Raw genomic sequence first — 16,127 nt, 5'->3', positions numbered from 1 at the left:
AATTACTCTGTTGCCTGAACTGATCTTCTTGTAACATCGTTCTGGTTCTTGTACGGATCTGGTCTGAACAGAAGGAAGAGAATGATTGCTACAAAGATCAGAGCTACGATCGTTCCGATTCCAAAGGAACCGGCGCCTGTAACAACCAGGCCGATCTGATATACGCAAAGTGTTACAACATAAGCAAAAATGTTCTGGAAGAGAATTGCAAACCAGAACCATTTTCTGGACTGCATCTCATGTGCCATTGTGGAAATAGCTGCAAGGCACGGAGAATCAAGCAGGTTGAACAGCAGGAAAGAAAATGCTGCTACTGCTGTCGGGAACCATGCTTTGATCGCTGCACCAACAATCATGGTATCTTCTGCATCATCACCAGCTACGTTTGCAAGAACACCCATTGTACTGACGATGGACTCTTTTGCGGAGAATCCGGAGATGGATGCTGCAACCGGCTGCCATTTGCCAAATCCAAGAGGAGCAAAGATCGGAGCAAGGATACCGCCAAGGATAGCCATGATACTGTCGTTGCTGTCCTCAACAAATCCGATTCCGCTTCCTGTATTTCCGATACTGGAAAGGATCCACATGATAACTGTTGCAAGGAAAAGAATTGTACCGGCTTTGATGATGAAGCCTTTCAGTCTCTCCCAAACGTGAAGCAGAACTGTCTTTACAGACGGAATATGGTACTGCGGAAGCTCCATTACAAACGGAGCAGGTTTACCGGAGAACGGTTTTGTTTTCTTCAGGATGATAGCAGATACAAGAACTGCTACAACACCGATGAAGTACATCAGTGGTGTGATGAAACCAGCAGCTACATAGTCACCGGTTGCATAAGCTGTCATGATACCACCCATAAGAGCGATAACAGGAAGTTTTGCACCGCAGGGAATAAATGTTGCTGTCATAATTGTCAGACGACGGTCATTATCAGCCTCGATCGTTTTGGAAGCCATGATTCCAGGGATTCCACAGCCGGAAGAGATAAGGAGCGGAATAAAGCTCTTTCCGGAAAGTCCGAAATGACGGAATACACGGTCCATGACGAATGCGATACGAACCATGTAACCGCAGTCCTCAAGGATGGAAAGGAACAGGAACAGAATCGCCATCTGCGGAACGAATCCAAGCACTGCACCAAGACCACCGATGATACCATCAGATACAAGGCTTACCAGCCAGTCAGCAACGCCAGCATTACCAAGCCCATCCGATACGATACCCTGAATACTTCCAACAAAGCTGTCGTTTGTCCAGTCTGTTACCATAGTACCAACTGTTGTTACAGATACATAATAAACGATGAACATGGTAAGGATAAAGATCGGAAGACCAAGAACACGGTTTGTTACGATACGGTCGATCTTATCGGAAACTGTCATCTTATTTCCGCTTCTCTTAACGTTTGCGGAAACAACCTTCTGGATATACTGATATCTTCCGTCAGTTACGATACTCTCTGTATCATCATCCTCTGCTTTCTCAAGATTGGAAGCGATCTCTTCGATCCTAGACTGTGCAGAAGCCGGAAGGCTCAGTCCTTCTTTTACCTTGCTGTCTCTCTCAAGAAGCTTAACTGCATACCATCTTCTGTTCTCCTGTGAAATCGTCTCAGGAACGAATCCCTCGATCTCGTTTACAGCTTTCTCAACTGCTTTCGGGAACTCCATCTGTTTGGATGGTACTCTGTGCTGGTTAGCACATTTGATCGCCTCATCAACAACCTCCTTAAGGCCTGTTCCCTTAAGAGCAGATGTCTCAACGATCGGGCATCCAAGCGCGGAGCTTAAGCCTTTTACATTGATGTTGATGTTGTTCTTCTTAAGAAGATCCACCATGTTAAGTGCGATAACAACCGGGATACCAATCTCAAGAAGCTGTGTGGCAAGGTACAGGTTTCTCTCGATGTTTGTTGCATCAACAAGATCGATGATCACATCCGGTTTTTCTTTCAGAAGGTAATCACGGCTGACAACCTCCTCAAGTGTATACGGGGAAAGTGAATAGATACCCGGAAGGTCTGTTACTGTTACATCCTTCTGGTTTTTCAGTTTGCCTTCTTTTTTTTCTACAGTAACGCCTGGCCAGTTACCAACGTACTGGTTAGCACCTGTAAGAGCATTGAACATTGTAGTCTTACCACAGTTCGGGTTTCCGGCAAGAGCTATTGTTACAGACATTTTGCATCCTCCTTTTTGTTCAGATCAGAGCCTGCCGCTCTGTCATTTTTCGAAGTTTATTTCTGCTTTACTTCCACACATGCTGCGTCATGCTTACGCAGGGAAAGCTCATAACCTCTGATGGTGATCTCAACCGGATCTCCAAGAGGAGCTACCTTGCGGATATAAACCTCGCTGCCTTTTGTGATTCCCATGTCCATGATACGGCGCTTGTAAGCCGGGTCACCGGTGATTTTGGACACAACTACTGTAGAACCTACTGCTGCATCACGTAAAGTCATTTCTCTTTTCCTCCCTGTTTATATTCCAAATCCATTACTGATCCTCGGCTGCATCAGCCTCCAAAGATCCTGAAAGCTGCCCATCTTGCGGAGCAGTCACAGTAAAACAGGCCTCTCAGGTCTGTCTGCTGTTCATTTGTCATTGAACGTACTCTGCTGTTTACAGATCCGTTCGTAATCTATCCTCAACTGTATTCCTGTACAGTCTTGGGCAAATTCATTACCGGATTACGAGATACAGTGCGATTACACCATAATGTGTCTCGCCATTTCCTTATTGACTGCCACTCTGGAATCCTTGATGTTCACGATCAGGTTACCGTCAAACTGGGAAACGACTGTTACTTCTGCATTCTCCACGAATCCAAGTCCTGCAAGAAATCTTCTTGTATCCTCTGCTCCGGAAATACGTTTGATCGTGCCGGTATCACCTGACTGTAAAAATAAAATCGGCTGCATAGAAGTCCCTCCGTTTCTTCCTATTAATTAACTTCATCTAATTAGTTAATTCTAACTCAAAGGTTAGTTTATACTAAGTTTTTTTAAATGTCAATCCCTAAAATGAAAAAAGTTAATCAAAATTAATTTTTTATAAAAAATATATAAAAAGCTCCTGCAAAAATGTCTCTGCCTTACGGACAGGTGACATTTTGCAGGAGCTCTGTTAGCATTATTTTCAATTCTTTTACGACATGCCTTTGAAAAATCCAGCCGGACGCTGTCTGATTTTAATGTATCTGATCATCCAGAAGTTTCAGGATCAGATTCTCTGTTTCATTGATTCCATAACTTGCACTGTTGATACACAAGTCATAATTATCCGGTTTTCCCCAGTGCGCACCGCCATAGAAATTGTAGTATTTTCTGTGCTGGTTATCCATCTTCTTTAAGAATCGCGTTGCCTGTTTTATATCCATCTTTCTCACATCCATGACATGCTGCACACGGATGGCAAAAGGTGCTGTGATAAACAGACTGATGTGCGGAATGTGATTATTTTTCAGGATTGCATCTGCGCATCGTCCCATAATGATGCAGTCCTCTCTGGAAGCCAGATCACAGATCAGATCACTCATATTGAAAAATACTGCATCCTGTTTCGGAAGGCCATGATATCTGTTAAATTCCCGGAGCCATCCCTTAGGATCAAACCTGTGCTTCTTCTCATATTTATTGAAGTCCGCAAAATATTCCGCATCATTGACTGCGCCTTTTTCTGCTTCAAGCCTTCTTAAAACCTGGTCAAAGATCTCAACATCATAGTAATTGACGCGAAGCTTATCTGCCAGTCCGAATCCGATATCATTACCTGCACTTCCCTGTGTACGGCTGATGCAGATAACAAGATGGTCATTCTCGGAGATCTTCTCTCTCCGCTTGATCATATGGTTCAGCGCCACACGTTCCTTATCCATGATATCCGTAGCAACAAAAGTTTCCGGAAGTGTAAGGATCTCCTGAAAGATCTCGTCATACTTCTTCATCAGACGGCTTTTTTCCTCTTTATCCTTGATGGTTCTGGCCATGTTGCTGATCAGCGCCATCTCGCTTCGAAGAAGATGTCCATCCGGTTTCGTGTACATCAGGGCACTTAAATTCCGGATGGTACTCTCTCTGTCACCGGTAAAGGTACGTCCAAGGGAAGATCCTACGCTTTCATAAACCTCGCCGTCCAGCTCGTAAAGCCTGGTGGCAAGCTCTCTGCATTTCTCTCGAATGTTGTTTTCCTGCATATTGATCCTCCTCCCTTATAAAAAGAATACCAGCATATCGATGATAAACACCGGTACCAGGAAACAAATGGACCAGCCCATGTATCCGAAGAAGGAAGGCATGTTGATACCATTTTCGTCAGAAAGTGTCTTGACCATAAAGTTCGGTGCATTACCGATATATGTATTAGCTCCCATAAATACGGCGCCGCAGGAGATCGCGGAAAGAAGCTTCACAGGAACTGTTCCCAGCGTTGTGGCAATTCCATTTGTAAATCCAAGAGTTCCTGCAGTTGTCAGGAATACAAGATAGGTTGGTGTATTGTCCAGGAAACTGGACAGTGCTCCTGTAGCCCAGAACATCTGATAAGGCTCGGTGATTCCAAGGTTCGGTCCAACTGCTTTCAGAAGCATCAGAGCCGGCTGCATGGTAATAAAGATTCCGATAAAAAGTACCGCAACCTCCTGGATCGCACCCCAGGTAAAATGGTTCCGCACACGGATCTTTTTGTCTGTTGTCTTAAAGGACAAAAACGCAGCTGCAAGGATCAAAATAATCTCGATGATCGACGGATAACTTAAAGTAACCTCACCAAAAATATGGATTCCTTTTACATTTCCGGCTGCATCCTGAAATGCCGGCATACCTGGAAGCATACCACTTAAGATAACACCCACAACGATCATCACAAGAAAAATAATGTTGTGAAGACCTTCGATCTTAAACTCTGTACCAGGCTTGCTGATGTCCGGTTTACGTCCGTCTGCAATATCTCTCTTATAAGAACGCATATCCAGATGATAGAACACAAACAGAAGGATCACCATATTAAAGATCAGTACCGGGAAAAGATGCAGGCTCCAGAAAAACGGAACGCCTCGCATAAATCCCATAAGAAGTGGCGGATCACCGATCGGAGTCAGGCAGCCTCCCATGTTGGATACCATGAAGATAAAGAAGATCATGATATGACCCTTTCTCTTTCTCCAGGAATTCATCTTAATAACAGGACGGACCATCAGCATACTGGCTCCGGTAGTTCCGATACAGCTAGAAAGCAAAGTTCCCAGTGCCAGCAGACCTACATTTACTCTTGGCGAACCCGCAAAATCGCCTTCAACCGTAATGTTACCGGATACACAGAACAATCCGAATAACAGGATAATAAATGTAAGGTAATCATTGATCACGCACTCAAGTACTGTTTCTGCAGTTTTTCCGGCACCGTAAACAACTGCAAACGGAATGATCATAAGAATGATCCAAAATGCAACCACAATCGGCTGATGTGACTCCCACCACTCACCTTTTACCAGAGGCATCACTGCAACGCACAGAAGAAGACCTGCAAAAGGAATACAAAGCCACAGCGGCACAGCTGCTGTTTTCTCACTGTTTCCTGCTGCCCATACACCCACAGGACATGCCAGAAATACTGTCAGAAAAGTACATATGACGGTTAATAATTTTTTCAAAATTTTCACCCCTCACATAAATTTTTTAACCAGAGAAATTATAACATATGGGGTATCAAAATCAACTGTGTGGATGTGCAATTTAAGCTCAGAATCACTCGTTTTTTTGTGCATTTTGTTGGTAGGTGCTTCCCGGTTTTGTTTATTTTTCAACCCATAATCAGATTTTTTGGTATTATATGATATATCTATTATATATTTTTATATATATTGGTAAGCTTAACTATTTCCCGGCAACATAAAAACAGCAGTATCTTACATTCGAAATTTTACTTTTCTCATGAAAAAATACTGCTGCTTTGTTTTCAGGTTTGTTGTTCCTCTGTCTGCTTTTTATACAGCAATTTCAGAACTTTTTCTGTTTATACTTATTCCATGCACTCTGCAAGGATATCAGCCATCTTGTCGATGTCATCTTTTGTGATGACAAGCGGAGGTACAAGACGGAGTACATCGCTTCCTGCTGAGATCACAAGAAGACCTTTTGCAAGGGCTTTCTTTACCACATCGCCCACCGGACGTCCCTTGATCACGATTCCCTGCATGAAACCGCTTCCTCTTCTGGCTTCTGCACAATCATATTTCTCAACAAGTTCATCAAGTTTTTTCTCCAGATACGGAGTTAATCCCTGTACATGGGAAAGGATCTGGTCTTTCTCAAAGATATCGAATACTTTGCTGACCGCTGCACATACGAATGGGTTTCCACCGTATGTAGTTCCATGATCGCCCGGTTCCAGGGATGATGCTGCCGCTTTTTTATTGAGGACAAAAGCACCTACCGGAACACCGCAGCCGAGAGCTTTTGCACAGGTCATGATATCCGGCTGTACGCCGTATGCCTGCCATGCAAAATAATGTCCGGTACGTCCCATACCGCACTGGATCTCGTCCAGGATCAGGATGATATCCTTCTCATCACAGAGCTTGCGAAGACCTTCCAGGAATTCTTTTGTAGCCGGATAAATACCACCCTCGCCCTGTACTGTCTCTGCGATGATCGCACAAGTCTTATCTGTCACCTGGGCTTTTACGCTTTCAAGGTCATTGAAATCTGCAAATTTCACACCACCCATCAGAGGCTCAAACGGCTCTCTGTAATGTGCAGTTCCTGTTACAGAAAGAGCACCGATGCTGCGGCCATGGAAAGAATGGTTCATGGCAATGATCTCATGATCTGCATGTCCATCTCTTGCATAAGCATATTTCTTGGCAGCTTTCAGGGCACCTTCGATTGCCTCTGTACCCGAGTTTGTGAAAAAAGCCTTCTCCATATGACTGGCCTGTACAAGCTTCGCACCTGCATCAATGATCGGCTCATTGTAGTACAGATTGGAAATATGTGTCAGTTTGTCGATCTGGCTTTTAAGAGCTTCATCATATCCAGGATAGTGATATCCAAGAGCATTTACAGCAATACCTGCTGCAAAATCCAGATATTCTTTTCCTTCAGAATCATAAAGGTGACAGCCCTCACCTTTTTCAAATACTACCGGAAAACGGTTATATGTATGAAGAATACTAACTTCGGATTCTTCCATCTGATCATGCATGTTCATTGTAATATTTCTCCCCGTCATCTTTTAAAATTGCAGTACCGATACCTTTGTTTGTAAAGATCTCAAGCAGCAAGCTGTGCGGGATCCTTCCGTCAAGGATATGGACTCTGTTTACACCGTTCTCAATTGCATCAATGCAGTTTTTCAGTTTCGGGATCATACCGCCGCCTACATGTCCATCTGTGATCAACTGCTGCGCCTCGTCTACGCGAAGCTCGGAGATCAGAGTTGATGGATCTTCTGCATCTCTGTAAACACCTTCGATATCTGAAAGGAAAGCAAGTTTCTCTGCATTGACAGCTTCTGCAATGGCGCAGGCTGCATCGTCTGCATTGATATTGTATGTGTCAAAATTCTCATCAAAGCCGATTGGAAATACAATAGGAAGGAAGTCTCTCTCCAGAAGATCCTGAAGGATCTTCGGATTAACTTTTGTTACCTCGCCTACGTAACCGATATCTTCGCCTTTGGAAAGTTTCTTTCTGCACTGCAGAAGGCCGCCGTCCTTACCGCTGACACCAACTGCCTGTACACCGAGAGATTCTACCAGAGTTACCAGTTCTTTGTTTACTTTTGCAAGAACCATCTCTGCGATCTCCATGGTATCTTTGTCTGTTACGCGGAGACCGTTTATAAAACGTGGCTCCATACCGACTTTACCAACCCAGCGGCTGATTTCCTTGCCGCCGCCGTGAACGATGATTGGTTTAAAGCCGACCAGCTTCAGAAGAACTGCGTCCTTGATGACGTTGCGCTTCAGCTCTTCATCAAGCATTGCGCTTCCGCCGTACTTGATAACTACAATCTTGCGGTTAAACCGCTGGATGTATGGAAGGGCCTCAATGAGAACCTCCGCCTTGTCAAGATATTTCTGATTCACCATAGTGGTATCTCCTTTTTTGAAAAATGATATGGTTTGAAAAAGGTTTTTGTGTATGTTGTACTTTTTTCTTTAATTGGTTTTAGTGTTCTCTTGCTGAAGGAGCTGTGAACTAAGTTCCGAATCAATTCCAGCTTGTAAGCTGTGTAACTTTGCGAGGAGGGGAAGCACTCAGAGTTCCAAAGACCGTTTCCCCTCCTCGCGCTCCTCCCCTCTGGCCACGGGAAACGGGCTGTTGCCCGCTTTGCGGGCAAAGCGCCTGTGTGAATGGCTACGAAACACCGTTCGAACACCATTCTACAGGGCTCTTATATTAAGAACGGTAATCTGCATTGATTTTGATATAGTCATAAGTGAGGTCGCATCCCCATGCGGTTGCTGCTGCATCACCCATCTTCATATCAGCAATGGCTGTTACTGCATCTTCGGAGAGGATCTTTGTCGCTTCTTCTTCACTGTATCCTGTGGAAACTCCGTTTTCGATGATCTTGATCTTTCCTGCTTTGCTTTCGAAGTAGAGGTCTACCTTTTCAGGATCGAACTGGACTCCGGAATAACCAAGAGCACAGAGGATTCTGCCCCAGTTGGCATCGTGGCCGTAGATTGCTGCCTTTGTAAGGGATGAAGTCACTACAGACTTACTTAAGGTTACGGCTTCTGCCTTAGTTGCTGCGCCGATAACTTTGACTTCGAAGAGTGCTGTTGCTCCTTCACCGTCTCCTGCGATTTTTTTTGCAAGGGTTGTGTTTACGTAGTTGAGTGCTTTTTTGAACTCTTCATAGTCTGCATTTTTTTCTGTGATCTTCGGGTTGCCGGCCTGGCCGTTTGCCAGAAGAAGGACTGTGTCGTTTGTGGATGTGTCTCCGTCAACGGATACCATATTGTAGGTGTCCTTGATGTCCTCACTGAGTGCTTCCTGAAGAAGTTCTTTGGAGATATCCACATCACTTGTGATAAATCCGAGCATTGTGCACATGTTCGGGTGGATCATTCCTGATCCTTTGCACATACCGCCAACTGTAACTGTTTTTCCGCCGATCTCAATCTCAACAGCTGCTTCTTTTTTCTCGGTGTCTGTTGTCATGATGGCTTTTGCAGCCTCAAGTCCTGCCTCACGGGTTCCTTTAAGATTCGGAGCCATAGCAGTTACACCGTTTGCAATACGATCGATAGGGATCTGCATTCCGATAACACCGGTGGATGCTACCAGCACGCTGTCTTCCGGAATTCCAAGTGCTTTTGCCGCTGCCTCTGCTGTTGCACGGCAGTAGCTAAATCCCTCCTCACCGGTACATGCATTGGCAATTCCGCTGTTGCAGATCACTGCTCTTGCTCCCTGATGATTGTATACAATATCCTGATCCCATCTTACAGGAGCAGCTTTTACCACATTGGTTGTGAAAGTTCCTGCAGCCACGCATGGAACTTCACTGAACACCATAGCCATATCTGTACGGCCTTTATATTTGATCTGTGCAGCTGTTGAGGCAGCCTGAAAACCTTTTGCAGCTGTTACACCGCCATCAATTATCTTCATATTAATCTCCTCTCAACGATGGTGCCTTTTGGCAACCATCACATATATTTATAGTCTGTCTGATTTACGGACACATCGGGATCTGCTTCAGTCCTTCATTCTCATCGAATCCGAACATCAGGTTCATGTTCTGAACTGCCTGTCCTGCTGCACCTTTTACAAGGTTGTCAATTGCTCCCATCATAATGACTCTCTTTGTTCTCGGGTCGATCTTGAAGTTTACGTCTACAAAGTTGCTGCCCTCTACATTTCTTGTCTGCGGGCATACATCTTTGTTCAGCACACGTACAAAAAACTCATCTTTATAATATTTGTCATATGCTGCCTTCACTTCCTCATATGTAACGTCCTTTGTAAGGGAAGCATAAGCTGTCACCAGAATTCCTCTGTTCATCGGAACAAGATGTGGTGTAAAGTTGATCATCACTTCCTGTCCGCAGGCATATCCAAGCTGATCCTCGATCTCCGGAGTATGTCTGTGTGTTGCAACACCATATGCCTTGATGCTCTCATTGACTTCGCAGTAAAGATTCGGAACTTTCGCTCCTCTTCCTGCGCCTGATGTTCCGGACTTGGCATCAATGATGATCGTGTTCGGATCAATAAGACCTTCCTTTAACAATGGGTAAATAGATAATGTAGAACATGTCGGATAACATCCCGGGTTGGCGATCAGTCTTGCCTTCCTGATATCCTCACGGTTGATCTCGCAGAGGCCATAAACAGCTTCCTCAATAAACTGCGGGGATTTGTGCTCGATTCCGTACCATTTCTCATATTTCTTCACATCCTTAATACGAAAATCCGCGCTTAAATCGATCACCTTACATTTAGAAAGGATTTCTTCATTAATAAGGGATGCACACAGACCCTGCGGTGTTGCGGTAAAGATCACATCTACCTCATCTGCAAGTGCTGCCATATTGTCATCCATACATTTGGCATCTACCAGTTTGAAAAAGTTCTGATAAATATCTGCATACTGCTGATCTATATAGCTTCGGGATCCGAACCACTTGATCTCAACATCCTTATGTCCAAGAAGAAGTCTTACGATCTCATTTCCGGCGTATCCTGTAGCACCGATAATTCCTGCTTTAACCATCTTTCACATTCCTCCTCTGCCGTATCTCTTACGGTCTCAGTAAAAAGGCGTTTCTTATGTCCGCCTTGTCAATGGATAGATTATACATCTTCTGTGCATATTATGCAATAGTCATTTTCTTTGATTTTTCACGGTCTTTTCTGTTTTTCTTGTATTTTCTTATAATAATCCTTATTTTATGTTGTATTTTTATGCAAAATTATTTTTATATTTTTCAAATTATCTCTTGCATATTTATAAAATCTGGTGTATATTAAGCCATGTCAACAGGACAGCAGAAAATTTTGTATTGCTGTTCATGAATATTTATTCACTCTGGTAAAGTTATAAAACAGCATAATTTTTCCGGATAAAATTAAAGAAATCTCACCGTCCCGGAAATATTCCGGAACGATACAAAATTCCAAAAAATCTCAGGAGGACATATATTATGAAAGAAAAAGTTGTTTTAGCGTATTCCGGTGGTCTTGATACCACAGCCCTGATCCCGTGGCTGAAAGAAACATTTGACTATGACGTTGTCTGCTGCTGTGTAAACTGCGGACAGGGAAACGAGCTGGACGGTCTTGAAGAAAGAGCCAAAATGTCCGGCGCTTCCAAATTATATATCGAAGATATCGTTGATGAGTTCTGCGATGACTTCATTATGCCATGTGTAGAAGCCGGTGCTGTTTACGAGCATTCTTACCTTCTCGGAACATCCATGGCCCGTCCGGTCATCGCCAAGAAACTTGTTGAGATCGCACGTAAAGAAGGCGCAGTTGCTATCTGCCACGGTGCTACAGGTAAAGGAAATGACCAGATCCGTTTTGAGCTTGGTATTAAAGCTCTTGCTCCTGACATCAAGATCATCGCTCCATGGCGTATGACAGATCTGTGGACCATGCAGTCCCGTGAGGATGAGATCGAATTCTGTAAAGCTCACGGCATCACTCTTCCATTCGATGCAAGCCACAGCTACAGCCGTGACAGAAACCTCTGGCACATCAGCCATGAAGGACTTGAGCTTGAGGATCCATCCCAGGCTCCAAACTATGACGACATGCTTGTATTAAGCGTAACTCCTGAGAAGGCTCCGGATAAAGAAACTGAGATTACCATGACATTTGAGCAGGGTGTTCCGAAGACTCTTAACGGAAAAGCAATGAAGGTTTCCGAAATCATCACAGAGCTTAACAAGCTTGGCGGCGAGAACGGAATCGGTATCGTAGATATCGTTGAGAACCGTGTTGTTGGTATGAAATCCCGTGGTGTTTATGAGACTCCTGGCGGAACAATCCTGATGGCAGCTCATGACCAGCTTGAAGAGCTGATTCTTGACCGTGAAACAATGGAAGCCAAGAAGAAACTTGGCAGCCAGTTTGCACAGGTTGTTTACGAAGGAAAATGGTATACACCTCTTCGTGAGGCTATCCAGGCATTTGTTGAGTCCACTCAGAAATATGTTACAGGTGAAGTTAAATTCAAGCTTTACAAAGGCAACATCATCAAAAATGGTACAACTTCTCCGTACAGCCTTTACAATGAGTCCCTTGCTTCCTTTACAACCGGCGATATGTATGACCACCATGATGCTGACGGATTCATCACATTATTCGGTCTGCCGCTGAAGGTTCGTGCTATGAAGCTTGCAGAAGTTAAGAACAACCAGAATCAGAACTGATTTTGCCGAAGGCTGCTTCGACAGATCATAAAAATGCCCCGGGAAGCTATATAAGTTCCCCGGGGTCTTTTGTTATATATCGCTTCGATCTCATAATAAACGAAAGGATTTTTTATCATGAACTCACAGAAAATGCCTCTGAAAAATTCTCTCTGTCTGCTCCTGGCTGCCACTATCTGGGGAATCGCCTTTGTAGCCCAGAGTGTTGGTATGAAATATGTCGGCCCTTTTACCTTTAACGGCGTGCGTTCCCTGATCGGTGCCGCTGTTCTGGTACCGGTGCTCTTTATCCTGAACCGTTCCGGAAATAATTCATCTGCTGGCACAGATTCCGTAATACCGGACTCCTCATTAGAGCCCTCAAAGAAAGCTTCGTCTGCCACTCCATATAACCGCCGCGACCTGTGGACGGGCGGAATCGCCTGCGGAGCCGCCCTCTTTGCTGCCAGCAGCTTCCAGCAGTTCGGTATCCAGTACACAACTGTCGGAAAAGCCGGTTTTATCACTGCATGCTACATTGTCATTGTCCCGATCATCGGACTTTTCCTGAAAAAGAAATGCAGCCCTTTTATCTGGGCAGCCGTTGTTATGGCTCTGGTCGGACTTTATCTTCTCTGCATCACGGACGGTTTTTCCATTGGACTCGGAGATATTCTGGTGCTGATATGTGCTTTTCTCTTTTCCCTGCACATTCTGGTCATTGATCATTTTTCCCCGAAAGCAGACGGGGTAAAGCTTTCCTGCATCCAGTTTCTGGTCTGCGGAATCCTGTCCATGATCCCGGCTCTGATCCTGGAACACCCTCAGGTTTCCTCTATCCTTACCGCGTGGCTTCCAATCCTGTATGCCGGCATCATGTCCTGTGGTGTTGCCTACACCCTGCAGATTGTAGGCCAGAAAAATGTAAACCCGACAGTAGCTTCCCTGATCCTTTCCCTGGAGTCCTGCATCTCCGTGCTCGCCGGCTGGATGCTCCTTGGACAGAAGCTTTCCTTAAAAGAGCTGATCGGATGCGTCATCATGTTTGCGGCCATAATTCTGGCACAGCTGCCTGAGAAAAACACTGCAAAATAAACTATAGCACTCCCGGAAATCACCTTAAAAAAGAAGTGTATGAAAGTTTTCAGCATCCAACTCTCATACACTTCTTTTTTTATGTAAGCTTACGCTTTTTATTTTGCCTCTGTTTCTTCTTTCTTAACGAATTTATTATAATGTGCCTTGATCTTCTCAAAGCTCTCCTGACTGATATCATGCTCCATCTTGCAGGCATCCTCAAGTGCAATATCGGACGGAACGCCAAGTCCCTCAAGCATCTTGGAAAGGACTGTATGACGCTCATAGATCTGGTTGGCGATCTCTGCGCCTTTCTCCAGAAGTGTTACAGTGCCGTAACGGTCCATTGCAATATAACCATCCTCACGGAGAAGTTTCATCGCGTGGCTGACACTTGGCTTGGAAACGCCAAGTCTGGTAGCAATATCAATAGAACGGACCCCTCCGCCTTTCTTGGATAAAACCAGAATTGATTCCAGATAATCCTCTGCTGACTGTCTGATTTCCATATAAAATCCTCCCTCACATAAATTCCAGCGGATAAAAATCCGCGTTCACTGCTTTTTTTATAACCGAATATCTGCTTTTCTCACTGTTTATTGCTTTTCGCAATCCCACAGAAACCTGCCTGATCCGGTTATCCTATATAACCCTATAGCAGTTCCAGGGTTCATCGACTCTGCTGCAACAAGGGATCTGAATCACACATTATTTCTCTATTTTACAGGTGAATATTAACTTTTAATATACCGCTTAACCCGAATTATGTCAAGCTTTTCACACACATTTATCTTGACATTAAAAATATTTTCCCTGATAATAATATCTGGACAATACATCTGTTCTGTAGCAGCTCTTATTTTTTCTGAGGTGCTATCTTTTTGAACAGTAGAAGAAAGGAGTTTTTTTTATGCTCAAAACCCTGTTGGCCCAGGTCAGGGAATTTAAAAAGGCATCATTTCTCACGCCTTTTTTTATGATCCTCGAAGTTCTCTTTGAGACTCTGATCCCCCTGTCCATGGCTTCCATTATTGATAAAGGTGTGGAAGTCGGAAATATCGGCCATATCTATCGGATGGGTGCAATTATGACAGCTCTTGCCCTGTGCGGCCTGTGGGCCGGTGTCATGGGCGGAAAATACGGAGCACTGGCATCAACCGGCTTTGCCAGAAACCTCCGGAAAGCCATGTACACCAACATCCAGACCTTTTCTTTTTCTAACATCGACAAGTACAGCACTGCCGGTCTGATCACCCGTCTTACAACAGACGTCACCAATCTGCAGAATGCCTATCAGATGATCCTGCGCATGTGCACCCGTGCACCGGCCAGCCTGATCTGTGCCATGGTCATGGCATTTCTTATCAATGCGAAGCTTGCAAGCATCTATCTTGTTGCAGTTATCTTCCTTGGAGGCTGCCTGATCTTTATCATGCGAAAAGCTACTGTATATTTCCAGGCCGTATTCCGTAAATATGACGACCTGAACGCAAGTGTACAGGAAAATATCGGTGCTGTCCGTGTTGTCAAGGCTTACGTCCGTGAAGATTACGAAATCAGTAAATTCCAGAAAGCCTGCAATAAAGTATACGAAATGTTCTTAAGCGCTGAAAAGATCGTTGTCATGAACATGCCTCTGATGCAGTTTACTGTTTATGCCTGTATCCTTGGTATCAGCTGGCTTGGAGCCAAAATGATCGTAGGAAGCTCTCTGACTACAGGTGAACTTATGAGTCTCCTCACCTACTGCATGAATATTCTCATGAGTCTTATGATGCTTTCCATGGTTTTTGTTATGGTAACAATGAGTATTGCAAGTGCGGAACGTGTCACAGAAGTTATCAATGACACCGCTGACATTACAGACCCGGAGAATCCTGTAACAGAAGTCCCGGACGGAAGCATTACTTTTGACCATGTTGACTTCAGCTACAAAAAAGACAGCAAAGAGCCTGTTCTCAAAGACATCAATATCTCAATCCGTTCCGGCGAAACTATCGGAATCATCGGCGGTACGGGAAGTGCCAAGTCCAGCCTTGTAAACCTGATCAGCCGTCTTTATGACGTAACTGACGGTTCGGTTTGCGTGGGTGGCATTGATGTCCGTAAATACCATCTGGAAACTCTGAGAAACCAGGTTTCCGTAGTCCTTCAGAAAAACGTACTTTTCTCAGGAACCATTCTTGAAAATCTCCGCTGGGGTGACAAAAACGCCACAGAGGAAGAATGCCGCCGTGCATGCCAGCTTGCCTGTGCCGATGATTTCATCGAAAAAATGCCGGATAAATACAACACCTTCATTGAACAGGGTGGTTCCAATGTTTCCGGTGGCCAGAAACAGCGTCTCTGTATTGCACGTGCCCTTCTAAAGAAGCCTAAGATACTGATCCTGGACGACTCCACAAGTGCAGTTGATACAGCCACTGACGCAAGGATCCGACGTGCTTTTGCAGAAGAGATCCCGGATACTACCAAGCTGATCATCGCACAGCGCATCTCCAGTATCCAGAATGCTGACCGCATTATTGTCATGGATAACGGTACAGTCAACGGTTTCGGCACTCACGAGGAGCTTCTTAAGACCAATGCTATCTATCAGGAAGTATTTAATTCACAGACCGGCGGTGCCGGTGATTTTGACGAGGGAGGTGAGCCGGCTTGAAGAAACAGAA

At 44.6% G+C, this 16,127-nt stretch carries 13 protein-coding genes; 3 read left to right on the top strand and 10 right to left on the bottom strand.

Annotation, left to right across the window (positions count from 1 at the left end; all coding sequences use genetic code 11):
• Positions 1-2 precede the first annotated feature (2 nt).
• The 9 genes from feoB to argC form a co-directional block, all read right to left on the bottom strand.
• On the bottom strand, positions 3-2,186 hold the full coding sequence (gene feoB, locus HFM85_RS01075) for a ferrous iron transport protein B (protein ID WP_173736858.1): 2,184 nt from the start codon (positions 2,184-2,186) through the stop codon (positions 3-5).
• A 56-nt stretch (positions 2,187-2,242) separates the two neighbouring features.
• Complete coding sequence (locus tag HFM85_RS01070; protein ID WP_118062707.1) at positions 2,243-2,467, bottom strand: FeoA family protein; 225 nt, start codon at positions 2,465-2,467, stop codon at positions 2,243-2,245.
• 246 nt (positions 2,468-2,713) lie between these two features.
• A complete protein-coding gene (locus HFM85_RS01065; protein ID WP_118062708.1) occupies positions 2,714-2,926 on the bottom strand; it encodes a FeoA family protein in 213 nt (70 codons plus the stop codon).
• A 269-nt stretch (positions 2,927-3,195) separates the two neighbouring features.
• The gene (locus HFM85_RS01060; protein ID WP_119238967.1) at positions 3,196-4,200 is read right to left on the bottom strand and encodes a cytidylate kinase-like family protein; all 1,005 of its coding nucleotides are present in this window, start codon (positions 4,198-4,200) and stop codon (positions 3,196-3,198) included.
• A 15-nt stretch (positions 4,201-4,215) separates the two neighbouring features.
• Positions 4,216-5,655: a sodium:proton antiporter gene (locus HFM85_RS01055; protein ID WP_173736857.1), complete on the bottom strand. Its 1,440-nt coding sequence runs from the start codon at positions 5,653-5,655 to the stop codon at positions 4,216-4,218.
• Between the two features lie 368 nt (positions 5,656-6,023).
• Positions 6,024-7,214, bottom strand: a complete 1,191-nt coding sequence (locus HFM85_RS01050) for an aspartate aminotransferase family protein (RefSeq protein WP_173736856.1) — start codon at positions 7,212-7,214, stop codon at positions 6,024-6,026.
• Positions 7,201-8,097 carry an acetylglutamate kinase gene (gene argB / locus HFM85_RS01045; protein WP_173736855.1) on the bottom strand — a complete coding sequence of 299 codons (897 nt, stop codon included), beginning with the start codon at positions 8,095-8,097 and terminating at the stop codon, positions 7,201-7,203. The genes HFM85_RS01050 and argB overlap by 14 nt, the downstream gene beginning before the upstream one ends.
• 310 nt (positions 8,098-8,407) lie before the next feature.
• The gene (gene argJ, locus HFM85_RS01040; RefSeq protein ID WP_173736854.1) at positions 8,408-9,631 is read right to left on the bottom strand and encodes a bifunctional glutamate N-acetyltransferase/amino-acid acetyltransferase ArgJ; all 1,224 of its coding nucleotides are present in this window, start codon (positions 9,629-9,631) and stop codon (positions 8,408-8,410) included.
• Between the two features lie 64 nt (positions 9,632-9,695).
• The gene (argC, locus tag HFM85_RS01035) at positions 9,696-10,736 is read right to left on the bottom strand and encodes an N-acetyl-gamma-glutamyl-phosphate reductase (protein ID WP_119238962.1); all 1,041 of its coding nucleotides are present in this window, start codon (positions 10,734-10,736) and stop codon (positions 9,696-9,698) included.
• A 430-nt stretch (positions 10,737-11,166) separates the two neighbouring features.
• On the opposite strand from argC, the gene HFM85_RS01030 reads away from it, so the two are divergent.
• Positions 11,167-12,399, top strand: coding sequence for an argininosuccinate synthase (locus HFM85_RS01030; RefSeq protein WP_015526007.1), 1,233 nt, complete (start codon positions 11,167-11,169; stop codon positions 12,397-12,399).
• 132 nt (positions 12,400-12,531) lie between these two features.
• Positions 12,532-13,473 carry a DMT family transporter gene (locus HFM85_RS01025; RefSeq protein WP_456298179.1) on the top strand — a complete coding sequence of 314 codons (942 nt, stop codon included), beginning with the start codon at positions 12,532-12,534 and terminating at the stop codon, positions 13,471-13,473.
• A 98-nt stretch (positions 13,474-13,571) separates the two neighbouring features.
• On the opposite strand, the gene HFM85_RS01020 is transcribed toward HFM85_RS01025, so the two are convergent.
• On the bottom strand, positions 13,572-13,964 hold the full coding sequence (locus tag HFM85_RS01020; protein ID WP_173736852.1) for a metal-dependent transcriptional regulator: 393 nt from the start codon (positions 13,962-13,964) through the stop codon (positions 13,572-13,574).
• 401 nt (positions 13,965-14,365) lie between these two features.
• Between HFM85_RS01020 and HFM85_RS01015 the strand changes: the two genes are divergently transcribed.
• The gene (locus HFM85_RS01015) at positions 14,366-16,117 is read left to right on the top strand and encodes an ABC transporter ATP-binding protein (protein ID WP_173736851.1); all 1,752 of its coding nucleotides are present in this window, start codon (positions 14,366-14,368) and stop codon (positions 16,115-16,117) included.
• Positions 16,118-16,127: the final 10 nt, after the last annotated feature.

The organism is Blautia schinkii, assembly GCF_013304825.1.
Lineage (GTDB): Bacteria > Bacillota > Clostridia > Lachnospirales > Lachnospiraceae > Blautia_A > Blautia_A schinkii_B.
Note: the sequence above shows the minus strand (reverse complement) of the source record. Positions and strands in the feature narration are given on the sequence as shown.

Coding starts and splice junctions, on each gene's coding strand:
- feoB (WP_173736858.1), bottom strand. CDS start 2,186: ATGTCTGTAACAATAGCTCTTGCCGGAAACCCGAACTGTGGTAAGACT.
- HFM85_RS01070 (WP_118062707.1), bottom strand. CDS start 2,467: ATGACTTTACGTGATGCAGCAGTAGGTTCTACAGTAGTTGTGTCCAAA.
- HFM85_RS01065 (WP_118062708.1), bottom strand. CDS start 2,926: ATGCAGCCGATTTTATTTTTACAGTCAGGTGATACCGGCACGATCAAA.
- HFM85_RS01060 (WP_119238967.1), bottom strand. CDS start 4,200: ATGCAGGAAAACAACATTCGAGAGAAATGCAGAGAGCTTGCCACCAGG.
- HFM85_RS01050 (WP_173736856.1), bottom strand. CDS start 7,214: ATGAACATGCATGATCAGATGGAAGAATCCGAAGTTAGTATTCTTCAT.
- argB (WP_173736855.1), bottom strand. CDS start 8,097: ATGGTGAATCAGAAATATCTTGACAAGGCGGAGGTTCTCATTGAGGCC.
- argJ (WP_173736854.1), bottom strand. CDS start 9,631: ATGAAGATAATTGATGGCGGTGTAACAGCTGCAAAAGGTTTTCAGGCT.
- argC (WP_119238962.1), bottom strand. CDS start 10,736: ATGGTTAAAGCAGGAATTATCGGTGCTACAGGATACGCCGGAAATGAG.
- HFM85_RS01030 (WP_015526007.1), top strand. CDS start 11,167: ATGAAAGAAAAAGTTGTTTTAGCGTATTCCGGTGGTCTTGATACCACA.
- HFM85_RS01025 (WP_456298179.1), top strand. CDS start 12,532: ATGCCTCTGAAAAATTCTCTCTGTCTGCTCCTGGCTGCCACTATCTGG.
- HFM85_RS01020 (WP_173736852.1), bottom strand. CDS start 13,964: ATGGAAATCAGACAGTCAGCAGAGGATTATCTGGAATCAATTCTGGTT.
- HFM85_RS01015 (WP_173736851.1), top strand. CDS start 14,366: ATGCTCAAAACCCTGTTGGCCCAGGTCAGGGAATTTAAAAAGGCATCA.